The 16,530-nt window shown below is 59.4% G+C and carries 11 protein-coding genes; 3 read left to right on the top strand and 8 right to left on the bottom strand.

Going from position 1 to position 16,530, the window contains the following annotated elements:
• Positions 1 to 20: 20 nt before the first annotated feature.
• Positions 21 to 1,604: a DHA2 family efflux MFS transporter permease subunit gene (locus tag FHT28_RS11760; RefSeq protein ID WP_168596335.1), complete on the top strand. Its 1,584-nt coding sequence runs from the start codon at positions 21 to 23 to the stop codon at positions 1,602 to 1,604.
• On the opposite strand, the gene ftsZ is transcribed toward FHT28_RS11760, so the two are convergent.
• Entirely contained in the window at positions 1,598 to 2,593 is a 996-nt protein-coding gene (gene ftsZ, locus FHT28_RS11755) for a cell division protein FtsZ (protein ID WP_037197124.1), read from the bottom strand. The genes FHT28_RS11760 and ftsZ overlap by 7 nt on opposite strands.
• Before the next feature lie 706 nt (positions 2,594 to 3,299).
• Here ftsZ and FHT28_RS11750 point away from each other — a divergent pair.
• Both FHT28_RS11750 and FHT28_RS11745 read left to right on the top strand, forming a co-directional pair.
• Positions 3,300 to 3,890 (top strand): ankyrin repeat domain-containing protein, encoded by a 591-nt coding sequence (locus tag FHT28_RS11750; RefSeq protein WP_037197052.1) that lies wholly within the window; start codon positions 3,300 to 3,302, stop codon positions 3,888 to 3,890.
• A gap of 37 nt (positions 3,891 to 3,927) precedes the next feature.
• On the top strand, positions 3,928 to 4,437 hold the full coding sequence (locus tag FHT28_RS11745) for a YHS domain-containing (seleno)protein (protein ID WP_047552670.1): 510 nt from the start codon (positions 3,928 to 3,930) through the stop codon (positions 4,435 to 4,437).
• A 2-nt stretch (positions 4,438 to 4,439) separates the two neighbouring features.
• On the opposite strand, the gene FHT28_RS11740 is transcribed toward FHT28_RS11745, so the two are convergent.
• The 7 genes from FHT28_RS11740 to FHT28_RS11710 form a co-directional block, all read right to left on the bottom strand.
• A complete protein-coding gene (locus FHT28_RS11740; RefSeq protein ID WP_168596334.1) occupies positions 4,440 to 6,647 on the bottom strand; it encodes an adenylate/guanylate cyclase domain-containing protein in 2,208 nt (735 codons plus the stop codon).
• A gap of 308 nt (positions 6,648 to 6,955) precedes the next feature.
• Complete coding sequence (locus FHT28_RS11735; protein ID WP_210255728.1) at positions 6,956 to 7,381, bottom strand: hypothetical protein; 426 nt, start codon at positions 7,379 to 7,381, stop codon at positions 6,956 to 6,958.
• Between the two features lie 61 nt (positions 7,382 to 7,442).
• Positions 7,443 to 9,440 (bottom strand): SUMF1/EgtB/PvdO family nonheme iron enzyme, encoded by a 1,998-nt coding sequence (locus FHT28_RS11730; RefSeq protein ID WP_168596333.1) that lies wholly within the window; start codon positions 9,438 to 9,440, stop codon positions 7,443 to 7,445.
• Positions 9,441 to 9,582: 142 nt separating this feature from the next.
• Positions 9,583 to 10,101 carry a hypothetical protein gene (locus FHT28_RS11725; RefSeq protein WP_168596332.1) on the bottom strand — a complete coding sequence of 173 codons (519 nt, stop codon included), beginning with the start codon at positions 10,099 to 10,101 and terminating at the stop codon, positions 9,583 to 9,585.
• Positions 10,102 to 10,222: 121 nt separating this feature from the next.
• The gene (locus FHT28_RS11720; RefSeq protein ID WP_168596331.1) at positions 10,223 to 11,644 is read right to left on the bottom strand and encodes a hypothetical protein; all 1,422 of its coding nucleotides are present in this window, start codon (positions 11,642 to 11,644) and stop codon (positions 10,223 to 10,225) included.
• Positions 11,641 to 14,487, bottom strand: a complete 2,847-nt coding sequence (locus FHT28_RS11715; RefSeq protein ID WP_168596330.1) for a peroxidase family protein — start codon at positions 14,485 to 14,487, stop codon at positions 11,641 to 11,643. Before FHT28_RS11715 ends, FHT28_RS11720 begins: the two co-directional genes overlap by 4 nt.
• Before the next feature lie 168 nt (positions 14,488 to 14,655).
• A complete protein-coding gene (locus tag FHT28_RS11710) occupies positions 14,656 to 16,374 on the bottom strand; it encodes a thiamine pyrophosphate-binding protein (protein ID WP_168596329.1) in 1,719 nt (572 codons plus the stop codon).
• Positions 16,375 to 16,530: the final 156 nt, after the last annotated feature.

Raw genomic sequence — 16,530 nt, 5'->3', positions numbered from 1 at the left:
GGGATGAGGAGTATTGAACCATGTCCACCATCGCAGCCACCGCCGTCCCACAGCCGAGTGCGAGGGCCAGCACCAGAGAATGGATTGCCGTACTCGCCGGCATGATCGGGGCCTTCATGGCCATTCTCAACATCCAGATCACCAATGCCTCGCTTCTCGATATTGAAGGCGGCATCGGCACGGGCGTCGACAACGGCGCCTGGATTTCGACCTCCTATCTGATCGGCGAGATCGTCGTCATTCCATTGACGGCTTTTTTCAGCAACGTCTTCTCGTTTCGCCGCTATATCCTGGTGAACTCGATCCTGTTTCCGCTGTTCTCGATTGCCTGTGCCTTTGCGCATGATCTCGGCACGATGATCGTGCTGCGCGGCTTGCAGGGCTTTGCCGGCGGCGTGCTGATCCCGATGGCATTCACCATGATCCTTACCAAGCTGCCCAAGGCGCAGCAGCCGACCGGGCTTGCCCTCTTTGCGCTCTCGGTCACTGTCGCCCCGGCCATCGGCCCGACCATCGGCGGCTATCTGACGGAAAATTACGGCTGGCAGACGATCTTCTTCATCAATGCCCTGCCAAGCGCCATCATGGCGATCGCCCTTGCGCTGACGCTCGATAAAGGGCCGATGCGGCTCAGTCTTCTGAAGCAGGGCGACTGGGCTGGGATCGTGACGATGGCGATCGGACTTTCAGCGCTGCAGACCGTGCTTGAGGAAGGCAACAAGGACGACTGGTTCTCCTCGCCCTTCATCATGAAGCTCAGCGCCATCGCTGTCGTCTCGCTCAGCGCCTTCATCTGGATCGAGCTGACCGTCCAGAACCCGCTGGTGAAGCTGCGGCTTTTGAAGCAGCGCAATTTCGGCATCGGCGTTCTCGTCAACGTCCTGGTCGGTTTCGCCCTCTTCGGCTCGGTCTATATCCTGCCGCAATATCTCGGCCAGGTGCAGCGTTACAATGCTGAGCAGATCGGTAATGTGCTTGCCTGGACCGGTCTGCCGCAGCTCATCCTCATTCCGCTGGTGCCGATGATGATGAAGCGTTTCGACGTCCGCTATATCGGCTTCCTCGGCATCGCAATCTTCGCGATAAGCTGCTTCATGAACGTGACGCTTTCGGCCGATACAGCCGGCGATCAGTTCTGGATCCCGAATATCGTGCGCGCCATCGGCCAGGCCATGGTCATCACACCGATCACCGCGATCACAACCGCCGGCATCGCCGCGGCTGACGCCGCCGCAGCATCGGGTCTTACGAACATGCTGCGAAATCTCGGCGGCGCCGTTGGAACGGCGACGCTCGGCACGGTCCTCACCAAGCGCGAGCAGTTCCACTCCAACATCATCGGCCAGTCGGTGACATTGTCACGCGACGAGGTACGGGAACGGCTGACGCAGGTGACCAATTATTTCCTGTCGCATGGCGTCTCGGATCATGCCCTTGCCGCACAGAAGGCGACGGTCGCGCTTGGCAGCATCGTCAAACGGCAGGCACTGATCATGGGCTTCAGCGATACGTTTGCCGTGATCGGCATTCTGTTGGCAACAGCCGCAGTCGCCGTCCTCTTTGCCCGCAAGCCCTCTCCCGGTGGTGGAGCAGGGGCTCACTGACGCCCTGCGGACTGACCACCGGGCGCCACGAGACCTTCCAGCCCGGTGGCAACGACCGATACCCTGAACACGCCATCGAGGTTTCTGTCAAAGATCGCTCCAACAACGATATCGGCATCATCGAAGACTTCGTCGCGTATGCGACTGGCAGCCTCATCGACCTCGAACAACGTCATATCAGTCCCGCCGGAAATGGAGATCAGCACGCCCCGCGCGCCCTTCATGCTCATGTCATCCAGAAGCGGGTTGGCAACGGCGGCATCAGCGGCTCTTAGTGCACGGCCTGGTCCTGTCGCCTCGCCTGTTCCCATCATCGCTCGACCCATTCCACGCATAACGGATTTGACGTCGGCGAAGTCGAGATTGATGAGACCTTCCTTGATGATCAGATCCGTGATGCAGCTGACGCCGGCATACAGGACCCGGTCCGCGGTCACAAAAGCATTGGCGAAGGTGGTCGTGGCATCCGCAATACGAAACAGGTTCTGATTGGGAATGACGATGACGGTATCCGCACTTTCGCGGAGCCGCTCGATACCCTCGTCGGCGGTGCGCATGCGTCGGTTGCCTTCGAACGTAAAGGGCTTGGTGACGACGCCCACCGTGAGAATCCCCGCCTGCCGTGCGACCTGAGCGATGATCGGGGCAGCGCCCGTGCCGGTGCCGCCACCCATTCCCGCCGTGATGAAGCACATGTGCGTACCCTGAAGATGATCCATGATCTCATCAATGGATTCCTCAGCGGCGGCGCGTCCGATTTCCGGCAAGGAGCCCGCGCCGAGACCTTCCGTCACCTGTGCACCAAGCTGAATGCGCCTGCTCGCCTTCGACGTCGCGAGCGCCTGCGCATCCGTATTTGCCGCGATAAATTCGACGCCCTGAAGCTCTTCCGCGATCATATTGTTGATGGCGTTGCCGCCGCCGCCGCCGACACCGACGACGGAAATCTTCGGTATCACCTCGGAAACTGGTGTGCGGATGTCGGCCATGAAGGACTCCATTGGATCAATTGCATTCTCAATCGCAATCGCCTGCCGCTTGCGGGAAGGAACATTGAAGCGATTCGCGAGAGCATAGAGATCCTAGTGAGGAACGTGTGCGCATTGCGGCACGAGCCGGCCGCCCTCCACAGGATATTGAGTCCGGCAAACGGCCGAACTTCAACGCCTAGTCATTTCCAGCGTGCTGACGTCGCTTTTGGCCCCCAATCCGTGCTCCGATCTCTGCATCAGAGGCCTGTGGATCGTAATTGCGAAGCCAGGCCACGTGCCTGCTGACTCGTGAACGTGAAACACGGCTATGAGGCAAGCGCCTCGCTCGCCTTGATGGGGACCGAACCGACTGCCCGTCATCTCGATTCCTAGGATAACAATGATTTATGGAACCCATGAACCGAAGAAAGATTGGTGGTGGCTGGGTTCCCTCGGAATCAGTCTAAATATCAGACATTTTTCAGCGCAGCCGTTTCAGCATTGTAATATAAAGTAGCGCTATTGTAGTTCAGGAATGCAGCCGTACTCGATTATGTCTCCATCTCAACTCTTCTTGCCGCACGTTAAGTAGTGATGGCCACAACGCCCTCACACTGTGATTGCCTAAGCTCGGGCTTGCGCGATTTCTTGATTATGATGACGTATTTGTGATAGGTTATGTTCTTTCGCGCCGGTGAGGCCGTCCTGCTGGACGAGGTACGCGATGAGGGTCGTCAGCGGATTTATAGCATGCCTTCTACTCTGGACGCCGCTCGTCTATGCAGGGCCGCTGCATGACGCGGCCCGGACCGGCGACCGGGAACGCGTGGCCCAATTGATCGCGGCCGGCATTGATATCGCCGCACCGAACGAGTCTGGTGAACCGCCCCTGCTAATTGCTGCGCTCGCCGGGCAGAAGGATATCGTCGCACTTCTGCTGGAAAACGGCGCCGATATCGAATGCCGCAACAAAGGCGGCCTTACCGCTCTGCACGCCGCGGCCTACGGCGGACATCTCGACGTGGTCGAGCTGCTCGTGTCGAAAGGTGCTAAAGTCAATGACGATAAGAACTTCTATCACATGTCGCCGCTGCATGCTGCGGCGGAGGAAGGACAAGCCGATGTGGTTGCCTTCCTGGTGGCGCACAAGGCCGACCTAGAAGCGAAGGAACGTAATGGCTACACGCCGTTGACCCAGGCCGGATGGCGGTCCCACTGGGATACCGTCGAACTTCTGCTGAAAGCCGGAGCGGTCTGCCAAAAGGCTGATCTCGTCGGCGACTGGCTTTTTGCCGAATGCACCAAGCGCCAATAGCGCCATATTCACTGCCCGAAAAGGGAGGACTGATAACATGTCTCGCAAACAGACAGGACCCGCCGCGCTGATCCTCGCAGGCCTGGCAATCGCCTTTGCCGCGCCGGTCTGCGCCGAGGAGCTGGTCAACACCGGCTATTTTGGTGACGTCGCGATCAAGGGATACGATCCGGTGGCATATTTCGTTGAAAACAAGGCCGTGGAGGGATCCGCGGCCTATTCGCACCGCTGGCTGGGTGCAGAGTGGCATTTCGCCAGCGCCAAGAACCGTGACCTGTTCATCGCCGATCCCGGCAAATACGCGCCGCAATACGGCGGTTATTGCGCAGACGGCGTTTCATTCGGCACGGTGACCACCAATATCGACCCGAATGCCTGGCGCATCATCGATGGCAAGCTGTACCTGAGCTACGATCCGGGCGCCGCCGACGGCTTCGAGAAAAAGCCGACAAAGGTCGTCGACTCCAAGAAACACTGGTCGGAAGTGCAGAACACGCTGATTTCGGACAAAATGCAAAAGGACTGGCAGCACATGCCGGCAGACTGACCTCATGGCGCCGGCGAAAAGAACATCAGTGCCTGGGGGGTCACGTGGACATATTGGGCGTCGAGCTGTCCGGCGTCCCTGTTCCGGTAGACCTGCCCACAGACCATACGATCCAGGAAGTAACCGCTAAACCTTTCGCACAGCCTGTTTCCCTTCACGTCAACCGTGCCGGTAATATTGGTATTGGCGCTCCTGTAGGCGGTGTTGCCTGCCTTGTCGAAATACTGGACGAAGGCCGTTCCGTTCTTGTGTTTTCCGGCCCAGGTCTTTCCGTCGATGAGATCGCGCAGCGCCTTCTCGCCGAGCTGATCGGCATCGTTCCCGACAAATCCGAAAGGCCATGCCGGAATGCCCGCAGCCTTCAGCCCGGTCAGATGGTGTTCCAGGTCGGCGGGACGCCAGTAGTCGTAGAGATATTCGTAATAGGCGAGATTGCTTTCCGGAAAGAGTTCCAGAAGCTTGGTCTTCTCCGCCGCGCTGCGCACCCGGTCGCCATCAAAGCCATAGGCCGCCGTCAGATATTCGCGCGCTGGTTCGACGTTCGGCAATGCGTCGCGCGCCGCTTCTATCAGAGGGACGGCACGGCCATTGTCTCGCGCCGTGTAGAGAACGATGCCCGCCAACAGCTGGAAGCTCGGCGATGGCGACGGATCGAGCCTGAGCGCCCGGTCGATTTCGGCAATGGCCTCGTCATGGTTTCCTGTTTGGGATAGGATCAGCGCTAAGTTACCAGCAGCTTCAGCACTGTTCGGCTGGGCCGCCACAGCCCGGTTTGCCGACTCTCGGGCTTCGGCCTCCCTCCCGTCGACCAGTTGCAACAAGGCGAGCACGGTATGAGCGCGCGCATTGTTCGGGTCGAGCTTCAGCGCCTGCCCCGCCGCGTCATAAGCGATCTTGCGCGCCACCGCCGCGGACCAGAGAAAATTGTAATCGTTGCGCCAGACATCGACTGCGACGCGTGCGATCCCGGCATGCGCGTCGGCGAAATCCGGATCGAGATCGATCGCCTTCTGGTAATAAGAAAGCGTCCGGCGATAGGTCTCCACGTCGCTGTAGAGCAACCCTTCGTGCTCCGCCCGCATGTAATAGTCGTAGGCCTCGAGGTTATCGCTTGGGATCTTCTCGATCTGGGTGCGTTCGCCTTCGCTGAGCTCCACCTTCAGCGCCGAGATGATCTTGCCGGTCACATCGTCTTGAATTGCAAAGAGATCAGCATATTGCCGGTCGTAACGTTCCCCCCACATGGAGAGCCCCGTCAGCGCGTCGATCAGTTTGACGTTGATCCGCAACTGTGGCCCCGCTCGCTGCAGCGTGCCTTCGAGCAGATAGTGCACGCCGAGCTCCGCTGCCACGTCCTCCGTCTTGCCCGCATTGCCCTTCAACGCAAAGACCGAATGCCTAGCGATGACGAAAAGCCCCGACACTTTGGAAAGTTCGGTAATCAGATCGTCCGTCAGCCCCTCGGCCAGATGATCTTGTTCTGAATCGCCGCTGACGTTGATGAAAGGAAGGACGGCGACCGAAGGCTTATCTGGCAGAGGATAAGCGAAGCGACGGACGAATGCAGGCGTCTCACCTATATCCAGTCTCTGCCACAGGTAAGCACCGCAGCCGGCAATCAGGGACAGTGCGACGGTCAGGATCGCGCCGCGGCGCACGCGCTGGGACCATCGCGGAAACCGGCGGGCCGCAGCCGGATCGAAAACAACTCTGTAGACCCGGATTGGCTCGGCAATGCTTCTGACTTTCTGCCGCCCGAGCGAAAAGAAACCCGCATCGATCTTCATCTTCACCTGATCGTATGTCGTACCGGAGATGGCGATGCCGCCCGGTTCGGCTAGCGTCTGCATGCGATCGGCGATGTTTACGCCATCGCCGTGAATATCCTCGCCCTCGACGATAATGTCGCCGAGATTGACCCCGATGCGGAACCGCAGCGGTATGGCGTCACCGGAGGCCGGGTTCTGCTTCGCCTTCTCCCGCTGGATCGCGATGGCGCATTGCAGGGCGTCGACGACGCTATGAAACTCGACGAGCAGGCCGTCGCCCATCGTCTTGACCAGCCGGCCGTGATGTTCAGCAATTCTGGGCTCGATGAGATCATCCAGGTCGGTCTTAAAGCTGCGGCGCGTCGCTTCCTCGTCGATCTGGCTCAGGCGGCTGTAACCTGCGACGTCAGCGATCAGAATTGCTGCAAGACGGCGCTCCATGCCCCTCCCCGCTGACCGTGATGGCCCCTCCCGCACATCTTATCGCAGGTCGACTGGCGAAGCCATTCGTCGAGGACTATCTCGCATGCGAGATAGTCCATGGTGGCTTTGAAAGGATTCGAACCGGCGACTGGCATCTGGTCGACCGCTGTTGACAACGGCCGCTGGGCCTCAAACCCTGGCATCCCGAATGCGATCTCGATCGGCATGTGCGAGGGCACCGACCGCGCTGACGATCCCGGCGGCCTGCACATCGCGGCTGTCAGGCGGGCGCCCTTCGATGGACAAGCCCGGCAAGCCCATTGTCGCTATGACTGGGGATTGCTCTTCGCAATTCCAGCATCGCCGATCGGATGTTGCGTAGCGACGGGGAGCTCTCCTCTCTTGAAGACTAATTTGATCCCGCCGTTGCCACCCAACTTTCCGCCGCTGCCAAACACACGAACCTCGCCCTCCGAGCTGATCTCAACCGAGAGCTCGACTTCGTCGAGCATCAGTCCCAACCGGCTCGGTGACTGATCGAAGACATGTTGAACCACTTCAAGCAGATTGGTCATCTGCTCTTTCAGCGCGTCGGCGCCAAGTCTGACCGCCTTGAACGGGGACCCGAGGACGGAGCCGAAACCGCCGCCGACGTCATCGCCACCCCGCGCACCCCGGTCACCAACGATGGGTCCGGTTGCAAAGCCGGGTGTTGGAGCTGCGTTGGTAATAAAAGTAATTTCTCTGTTCATGTCAGGCGCTCCTTGTTCATCCGTCATCGGACACGCTCGAGAAAACCTATTTCCCCGCGGCTCAGACCTCGCAAACCACCCTGAAACCGACACGCCCCTCCCATCCCGCCGTCGTCTCCTTCATCCAGTCCCGATATGCCGAGCGACAAATCGCCGGATTATGCGAGAAAGATCCGCCTCGAAGAACGCGGGTAGAGGAATCAGCATCGATGAACGGCCGACCGTCATGGGGAATCGATCGCACGTCGGGATTCCAATTGTCGAGGCAATGCTCCCAGACATTGCCATGCATCTCGAAGAGCCCATAACGATTGGGTGGGTAGGATCGAACGGGCTTCGTTGATCCGTAGAAGGTGCCTCGAGGGCCTTTGGCATAGGCGCCATCTGGATAGGCAACGTCGGCATAGCTGGCGCGAGAGACGTTCTCGCCGAAACTCATTCCGCATACCGCGCCGCCCGTACCGCAGTAATTGGCAAGCGCCGGGGTCAGTGTCGACCCGAAGTGGAAGGCCGTCAGCGTGTCTGCCCTGCAGGCGCGCTCCCACTCGGTTTCGCTCGGCAATCGGATGACGCGCTCGGTCAATTTGGAGAGCCTGGCGCAGAACTCCATCACCTGCAGCCAGGTAACGGTCTCCACAGGGCGGTCGTCGCCCGGAAATGAGGATGGTGCCATTGGTAGCGAAAGGCCGGTCTGTTCGTGATAGGCAGCGATCACGGCACGCCATATTCGCTGCGTAATCGTCGTCCGGCTGACGGCGATGCGGCCGACGGTGACATCGACCTGCTGCTCAAACTGGCCGATGCGCAACAGCTCGCCATCAGGCGAACCCATCTTGAAGCTGTGGGCCGGCAGCAGGCTGAATTCGATGTCGTTTTCCGCATCGACTGGCTGACTGAAGGTTTCGACCGTCTCCCAACGCGTATCAAACAGCGTGCCCTCGTCGTTGACGGTCGTCACCGGCACCGTTTCGGCGCGGATCGGCGAGGGCCGCAGTTTTCCCCGGGTCCGGGCAACCCATGCCCCCGCTCCGATCGTGGCAACAAGACCGGCCGCACCAATTCCGTAAAGAAGTACCCGTCGCGGAACCGTGACGGAATGCTGCATAGTCGATCTGTTCACGATCGATGCGGGTGGGCCAACGTGTCTACCGGGCTGCTTCAGAGTGATGCGCCTGATCCCCTCTCTGGTTTGCGCATCTGCCGGAGCAACGGCATTGATGCGCCACCACAATTGTTCAGCCTCGGCGAGATTGCCGTTCGCTTCGGCCTCCAGCGCTTCGAGCTTCAGCGGCTCCAGATCTTCGGGTAGCGCACGCGCCGGAAGCAAGATGAAGTGACGCTTGGCAAGCGGCTCGACAAAGGTCGAGGGTGTCTGGCGAGGCTTGCCGTATTTACGGCACAAATCGGGGACAGCGAATTTCAGATAGTTGTCGAGCCGCTCGACCGTGGCACAATTTTGTGGACCTTCCAAGCCGAGCCCCTCGAGCAGCCCATAGGTGAAGGCACCGTGACCAAGTTCGGCAATCTCGTAGGAGAATTCCGAAGGACTGCACGAGCAGACGGTAACGGCGCCCTGCTGCCTGTCGAGACCGAGGCCTTGCCCATCGCGTGCGCCCTCATTGCGGCAGGCATCGAGAAGCAGGATGACATTGTCCGCGCCGCAGCGCTTCAATCGCTCGGCTATATGTTGCACCGAGATTCCTGTCTCCTCGACATTGCCGGGATCGGCATCGATCGGCAGCAGATAGTCCTGCTCTCGCTCCCGCCGCCCGTGGCCTGCAAAGAAAAACCAGAGATTGTCACTCGGCCGGAGGAATGGCTGTTCGAAACGCACGCGCAGAAAACGCATCAGATTGCCGAATGTCGGACGAGATTGCAGCGGGCTTCCGAAATCCGAAGGGAGTGGCGGCGCGTCCTCAGCCAGATAATAAACCTGGCTGAAATGGGCTGAAGCGCGAAAAAAATCGCTCATCGCTTGAGCATCCTGTTGGGCGTACTCGAGCGGTTTCAAATTATCGTAGCGATTTATCCCTATGCAGATCGCCCAATTCTCACTCATGCCCCAAATGCTCGCTCCGTGGCCAATGTCGACCAGCGCAGATAGCTTCCCCGTGTGCTCTCGATCGGGACAACCATCCTGTGTGCGGCTGCCGATCGCTCTCGCTTCGCCACCCGGGCCTCCGCCAAACGCCGGCTTTACCTCACTTCATATTTCCGCTGCCGCCCGTGCCGCTGCCACCCATGCCACCGGAACCGCCTGTGTTGGTGCCTCCACTGGTGCTACCACCGCCCATACTGCCGGCGCTGCTCGTGCCGCTACCACCCATACTACCGCTGCCGGAATTGCCTGATCGCCCACCATAGGTGTCGTCATTACGGTTTCCGTGCCACGGCTTTTTCTTCTTGGCCGAGCTGTCCTGGGCTGGCGACGATGCCCAGGGCCACATAAACGGTTTGCGACCGGATTCACTATCGGCAACTGCGCGGCCCGTTGACCATTCGCTACGAATGTCGCCGTAGTTCTCTACCTTGCAATCATTCGCCTGCGCGGGAATCGCAAGTCGCCGGGTGACTAAACCGTCACTGCCAGAACCCGACTCCACGATCGGATCAACGAAAACAAAATACTCGGAACTAAATCCATGAGCGCTGGCGACGCCTGCACAGAAACCGGAGCTTAACATCGCAGCTCCCGTTAATATCACGCATAAGTCGTTCATCTCGACCTCCCCATATTGCGTGAAAACAGCACTATATAAAACTATCACTTGTACTTCGAATCACTTTTTACATCGCCGGATATTCAGCACATTCCAATCAAGCGCAGGAATGCGCCTTTCTCTAGTGCCAGTCCTGACGATGAGAGCGATGGGCGTCCGTCAGCCCGTTTTTGAAGTACCGGTCGTAGTAGCCAAGTTCGACATGATGCGCCTGGAGCCAGACGCCAGGCACATGGATCGCGTCGCAATGCGCCGGAAACCGCCCATGCGTCTCGTAAATGTAGGTGCAGATGTCGCGTGCGCAGTTGACGACGTCGTCGTTGTAGACGGCCGCTTCCGCCAGATAACGCCTGCCATAATCGTCCTTGTAGATTTCGGCAAACAAGGCCTGGTCGTTGAAAAGGCCGCGCTTGCCGAACTTCTCCTCGATGACGAAAGCAACGGCATCGGCCATGCTGTCGTAATAGGGTGGCGACATGCCCTTGATCAGGTGCTCGCCCTTGTAGCGCAGTCCGATCGGGTTGCTACGCAGATTGGAATAACGCGGCAAAGGAATCTGCCATCGCAGGATGTCCATCAAGCGCCAGCGCGGCGTAACGACGTCGAAGCCCAGCATCGCACCATAGGTTTTCAGGAATTTCGGATCGCCGACAAGGACAGGCGGGCTGATGGAAGCATGGATCCAGGCGCCAAGCCCCATGGCGTCGGCAGTCAGGAATATATTCTGCAGAAGAAGATCAGCTTCGATCTGCGTACGCAACGAACCGATGACGCCGAGCGGTATCTTGATATCCTTATTCAGAAAGCCCTTGTCCACCCAGCGCTTCACACCCGCGAGCCGATAGAAGTTGCGGTCGTCGACGATGGCCGGCCGGGCACCGTCCGGTTGGGTCAGAAGATACATCATGCCATTGATATATTGCCGGGAAAGGTCGACGACCGGCAGGAAGATCGTCGTGCCTGGCTGGTTCGACAGGAAACGATTGGAATCCAGATAGGCCGGAAAGGCACGCTTGCCGTCCGGCACATCGAGGCGGTGATCGAGAATGCGCACCTTCGCCTCCGCCGCCCGGGCGATCAATCTCTCCGGCGTCAGCGCTTTTTTACCGTCCGGCGGTGGCGGCAATTTCCGGATGAAATAGGTGCCGCTGTCGTTGATCATGAAGAAATGCGTGCCCTGGGCATTGTCGGGGCTGCCGGCGGTGCGGCCTTCCATGGTGAGGTTCGGCTTGGCCATGATCGGCTGATGCGTGGCGGGGTCCTCGAAGGGCCGGTCCGGCATGGTAAGCCCGGTCGAACCGGTAATGGCGATCAGCACCGCCTCCTCGAGTTCCGAAAGAGGCTCGCGCGGCTGATCCGATTGATAGCTCATGGTGCCGGCAAGCACCGAGCTTCCCTGGCTGACGCGATGGGTGCGACGGCGCCATATCGCCTCGATGAGCGGCCGGCGGAAAAGCGCGTCGAGACCACGATTGCCGGTCGAAGTCTCCGACGCGGCGGCGTTTGCTGGCGAAGAACCATCTGCTCCGGATATGTTGGTCATGATGCCTTCCTTTCCAGATCCTGCTTTTCACCGCCTGGAAGGATCGGCCGCCAGGGCACAAAGGCACTGGCATTGCGCGGCACCATCGAGGCGAGGTCAGGACAGTGGCGCAGGATCAGGCTCGTCATGCCATTATTCGCGATCCAGTCGATCCCGAAGGGCGAATAGACTTCGGGGCGGAAATCCACCGTCAGGAAACGGTCGCTTTGCAGCCGGCGCGAAGCCATGAGGATGAAGATGCGGAATGCGGTGTCGCTGAAGCCGAAACCGGTCGGCGGAGGCTCCGCAAATAGGCCGACCACCGTGTCGACACGGTCGATATCGCCGTAGATTTCCTTGATCAGCCGCACATCTTCCGGATTGGTCGACAATTCCTCCCAGTTCTTGATCCGTGGCCGGTGCAGGCCGGCCCTGAAATCATTGTAGCGCGGCACGCCACGGTGCCGTGTGCGCACGAGGTCAACAACGGAAAGATCGATAATCTCGTTGTCGCGCGTGAAAGCCTGCAATGCACGAGGGAAGTTATGCAGCGTGATCGCGCCGGGGTGGGCAGTGCCAAAGGAATAGAGCGTGTTGCGAAGGCCGTATTGCCGCATGATCTCGTCGGCGCCTGGGCCTTGGATATCCATGAAGCTCTTGTCAGCGATCTTGCCGCCCGTTTTGTGGTCGTAGAAGCAATAATCATCAGGCAGCAGCGGGTGCATGCGGTAAACGGTGACAAAATCCTCCGTCAGCGAATAGGGCGTGCCGTGGTGATCCGGCATCGTCTTCGGAATGCCGGTGGACGCATGTTGGTCTATCAGCCACAAGCCTGCCCTTGTCAGCCAGTCATTGGCGGGCGGACCGTTCCAATTGCTGGAGAGGCCGACTTCGATCGCCTTGGTGGCAAGGATCGCCGGCGTCCATTCGACCGTATGGATCTTGGCAATCAGTGCCGAGACGATCAGCCTCGCCGTCTGATAAACGCGCTCATCGTCCCAATTGCCATACTGGCGGCGCAGTTCGTCACACAGCAGATTATGTTCGCGCGCAAACAGGGTGTGCATCGCACTTAGGCCGAGCCACCAGCTCTCGTTGAAACCGGTAACCTCGAAGCCATGAACGTCGACCGGCAGATGCCCATTGACGAGACGGATCTTTGGTCCCTCCCGCAACAGCTTCGCCTTCTCGCTGTCAGGGCCGTAGACCTCGGATCCATCCCACCAATGGGAGGCGGCGTTGCCGAAATAGATGGGCGGCTTGCCGGCATAGCCGGCGATCTCCATGTTTCCGGCAATTCGCATCACGTCTTCCGGCTGGCCGCCGACCTGGCTGGTCCATTTCATGCCGGCGGGAAGGCCAACGACCACGTCTTTTTTCCCGAGTGGATGGCGGGCATGGTTGACCCAATCATGGACCTGAAACTGGATCCAGGCGGCGGCGAGGATGTTGAGCGAACGCGCCGGAATGAATGTATCGCGATGCATCAGTTGCTGCGCGACCACCACCGGATTGGGCGTGTCGAACAATTCGGGCGCGAAAACCGGTGCTAGGTTGCGGCCAAAAGTCGAGCCGACTGCGCCCATCTGCGGCGCCGACAGATCATTGAAAGTGCCGTCATAGGTCCGCATTTGCCGCTCGCCTTCCGCAATCGCCGGCGGCGGCGTCGGGCGCGCGACGGGCGGCGCTTCGACGGGATCCGTTCCGATCAGGTTCTTTTCACGCAGGACATAGCGGAAAGCATCGAGATTGAGCAGGCTCAGCCGTAGCGACAGCCGATGCCAGGCGACGTAGCGATTGATGACCAGAAAAGCACGGCGCACTATACTTCCTGCCAGCCGGTTGCGAAAGGGCACCGGGCTTGTCCAGCGGAAACTGTGGCGATAGGCAGCACTGGCATCGTAGACCACCTTGCGTGCCCGGTTGAGATTGCCGAGCGGCCTGAAGGCGCCGGTCGTGTTCCAGGGGTTGAAAGCCAGTTCGTCGACAAGGCGCGCATTGGCAATGGCTTCGGCGTCTCCGGTCGTCGGTTTGCTGACCTTGAGATCTGCCACCTTGATCGGAGGCGAGGCGGTCTCCGTCCATTCGACGGACGTGTCTTCGATTGGCGTTGACTTCGGATCGGCGAAAAGCTGGAGACAGAGTTCGTAATGGATGTCTCCAACCTCCAGCCGCCGGGCGAGTTCGGTGGAGAGATAGCCAGGATCGGTCTTGGACGGATCGGGAGCATGTGGCGCATTCGGTGCGGGACGGAATAGATAGCGCACGGCCAGCTTGTCGCCCCAACAGATCGCGCCGCGGCTCCAGAAGGTCTCGAGCGCCAGACTGCGGACTTTGCGGTTGCGGCCGGTCGTGACGTTGCGGATCATCCGCAGGGTTTCCGAGGGTCCGAAGGTGAAGGCAAGGCCGATCACACCCAGGAGCCGACTTAAGCCTCCTCCCGCCGTCGCCTTGGCGAACGCAACAAATTGCTTGGCATCGCGGGCATGTGAAACCGGAAAGTTGGTCGCCAGCAGATCGTGCTGCTCCTGATCCGAGACATTAATCCGCACCGCCAGCCCACGGAGATCGGGCTTATAGTCCGGTTGACCGTAGCCGCTGGCATTGGACAGGCGCAGTATCGCGGAATAGCTCTTGCCAGGCCCGGCAAAACCCACTCTGAGATCATCGGGCAAGTCGTCTATGAAGGTCAGTTTAGCATCTATCGCCGCAAAAACGGCCTTGCTGTGAAAGGCACGCTGAATGTCGGCGGCCTTGGCATAGGCGCGCGTCTTATACTGCACGCGCATCATATCCTGAGCGAGGCGCTCGAACAGGAGGCGCTCGGCCTCGACATCTCCTTGATAGGATTCACTCCACGCCATTACCGCTCGCCCTCCGTGAACGCATCGAACAATGGCCCTCGGCGCATCGCATCGATGGACTGCATGGGATACAAAAGAGGCGGACGTTCCCCCGTTTCCCGTCGCCGTCCGCTATGCGACCAGGAAACGCCTGCTCATTTCGGCTTGTCTCGCCGACGACCAAAATGGCTATTGCCCACTGTGACCCGGCAAGACCCGATCCTCGACCATCTCTGCGATGCCGGAAAGAAGCCCTTTCGGCGAAGGGCTGTAATGCGGCAGCGCGAGCCTGGTGATGTGGGCATCGATGATTGCCGGCTTGCCCAGCGCCAGCGCCTCGTCGAAGGCGCTTTCGAATTCATCGATTGTCTCGACTCTGTATCCCTGCGCGCCGCAAGCCCTGGCATAGGCAACGTAATCGGGATTGCCGAATTCAACGAGGGCCGATTCCGCATAGGCTTCGAGTTGATAAAGCTTGATGAGCTTGAACTCGCCGTCGTTGAAAATAATCCAGATGACAGGAATATCGTACTGAACGGCGGTCAGAAGCTCGAAGCCCGACAGCAGATAACATCCATCGCCGCAACCGACGATAACCGGACGGTCGGGATTGGCGCATTTGGCGCCAAGCGCGCCGTTGACATGCCCCGCCATCGGTCCGAATCCGCCGGGCTTTCGGAAAAACTGTCCCGGTGACAGCTCCAGATAGTAGCCGAGCCAGGCGAGATGCGCGCCGGCATCTGCAAGCACGATGGCATTCTTTGACAAACGCTTGGACAGGGATTGCGCAAGCTGTCCGGGGTGGATTTCATCCAGAAGATGGACGATCCGCTCCGCGTCGTAATCGCGCCCCTCGGCGGGCCTTGCTGCAACAGCCGCAGCCTTGGGCCATATCTCCTTGTTGAGCGCCGCAACCGCAAGTTTTGCATCGCCGATGATGGCGGCATCGGCCTTGTAGACCTTGTCGATCTCGCCGATATCGATGTTGATATGGACGAGCGTCTTGCCGGCCAGAAGATCATCGCGAAAATTGAAGGTGGCGTGCTGCGCGAAGGAGTTCCCCACCGCAAGTATGACATCGGCCTGCAGGAAAGCTTTCCAGGCGGCGCTGTGGCCGCTGTCGCAGAACACGCCAACCGAGAGAGGATGACGCTCCGAGATGATGCCTTTTCCATCGAGCGTCGTCGCGAACGGAATCTGATAGCGCTCCAGAAGCTCCCTCAGCTCCGGCCCCGCGCCACTGCGAACAGCGCCGAAGCCGATCAGCGCCAATATCTTCTTGTTTTTGGCAACGGCGTCCGCCAGAAGCTGGGCAACTTCGCTAACCCGCTTGGACTCCGGCGTCACCGGACGTCGCCGGAGATCGATAGCGCGAAAATTGTCAACGGAAACGCCATGATGCGTCAGGTTCTCCGGGACATGGATGTGAACCGGGCCAGGGCGGCCGTCGAAGGCCAGGTTGACTGCCTCCTCGACGACGTCGCAGGTCTTGGCCGCATCCGTCAGCAGAAATGACTTCTTCGTGGTGGCGGCAAACATCGCCTGGGAATCTGGAGTGCGACTGGTGCCGGAGGTTTCGTTCAACGCCCCCTTTCCCTTCCAGTCGAGGGAAGCATAGCCGGAAACGGCCAATACCGGATAAGAATCCGACATGGCGACAGCCAATCCGGAAAACAGATTGAACGCGCCCGGTCCCGCCGTCGCGAAGCAGAAGCCCAACCGGTCCGAATGCATGGCATAGCCGCAAGCCATGAATGAGGCCGCTTGTTCGTGGCGAGTAATGACGGGGCGGATTGAGGAATGTTTGAGGGCAAGCATCAGACCGGCGGCATTTTCGCCCGCTCCACCAAAGGCGGCGCCGACCCCCACTCCCTCCAGCGCCTTCACGATCGCCTCGTAGACTCTCATCGAGAATGCCCTCCAGACAGACACCCAAATTGACTGGGCGTATTTAGTCTCCCACCGAATTGCGCATGCAGAATACTGCTATTGCTATGCTTCAAGGCCAATGAATATTAGAAGATTACGATTTGAAATCGGTCCACTGCGTCGCTTTGCAACGCC

Origin of the sequence: Rhizobium sp. SG570, from assembly GCF_012275345.1 — a bacterium.
Taxonomy (GTDB): domain Bacteria; phylum Pseudomonadota; class Alphaproteobacteria; order Rhizobiales; family Rhizobiaceae; genus Rhizobium; species Rhizobium lusitanum.
The sequence above is the reverse complement of the archived record's forward strand: the minus strand, read 5'-3'. Positions and strand labels throughout refer to the sequence as shown.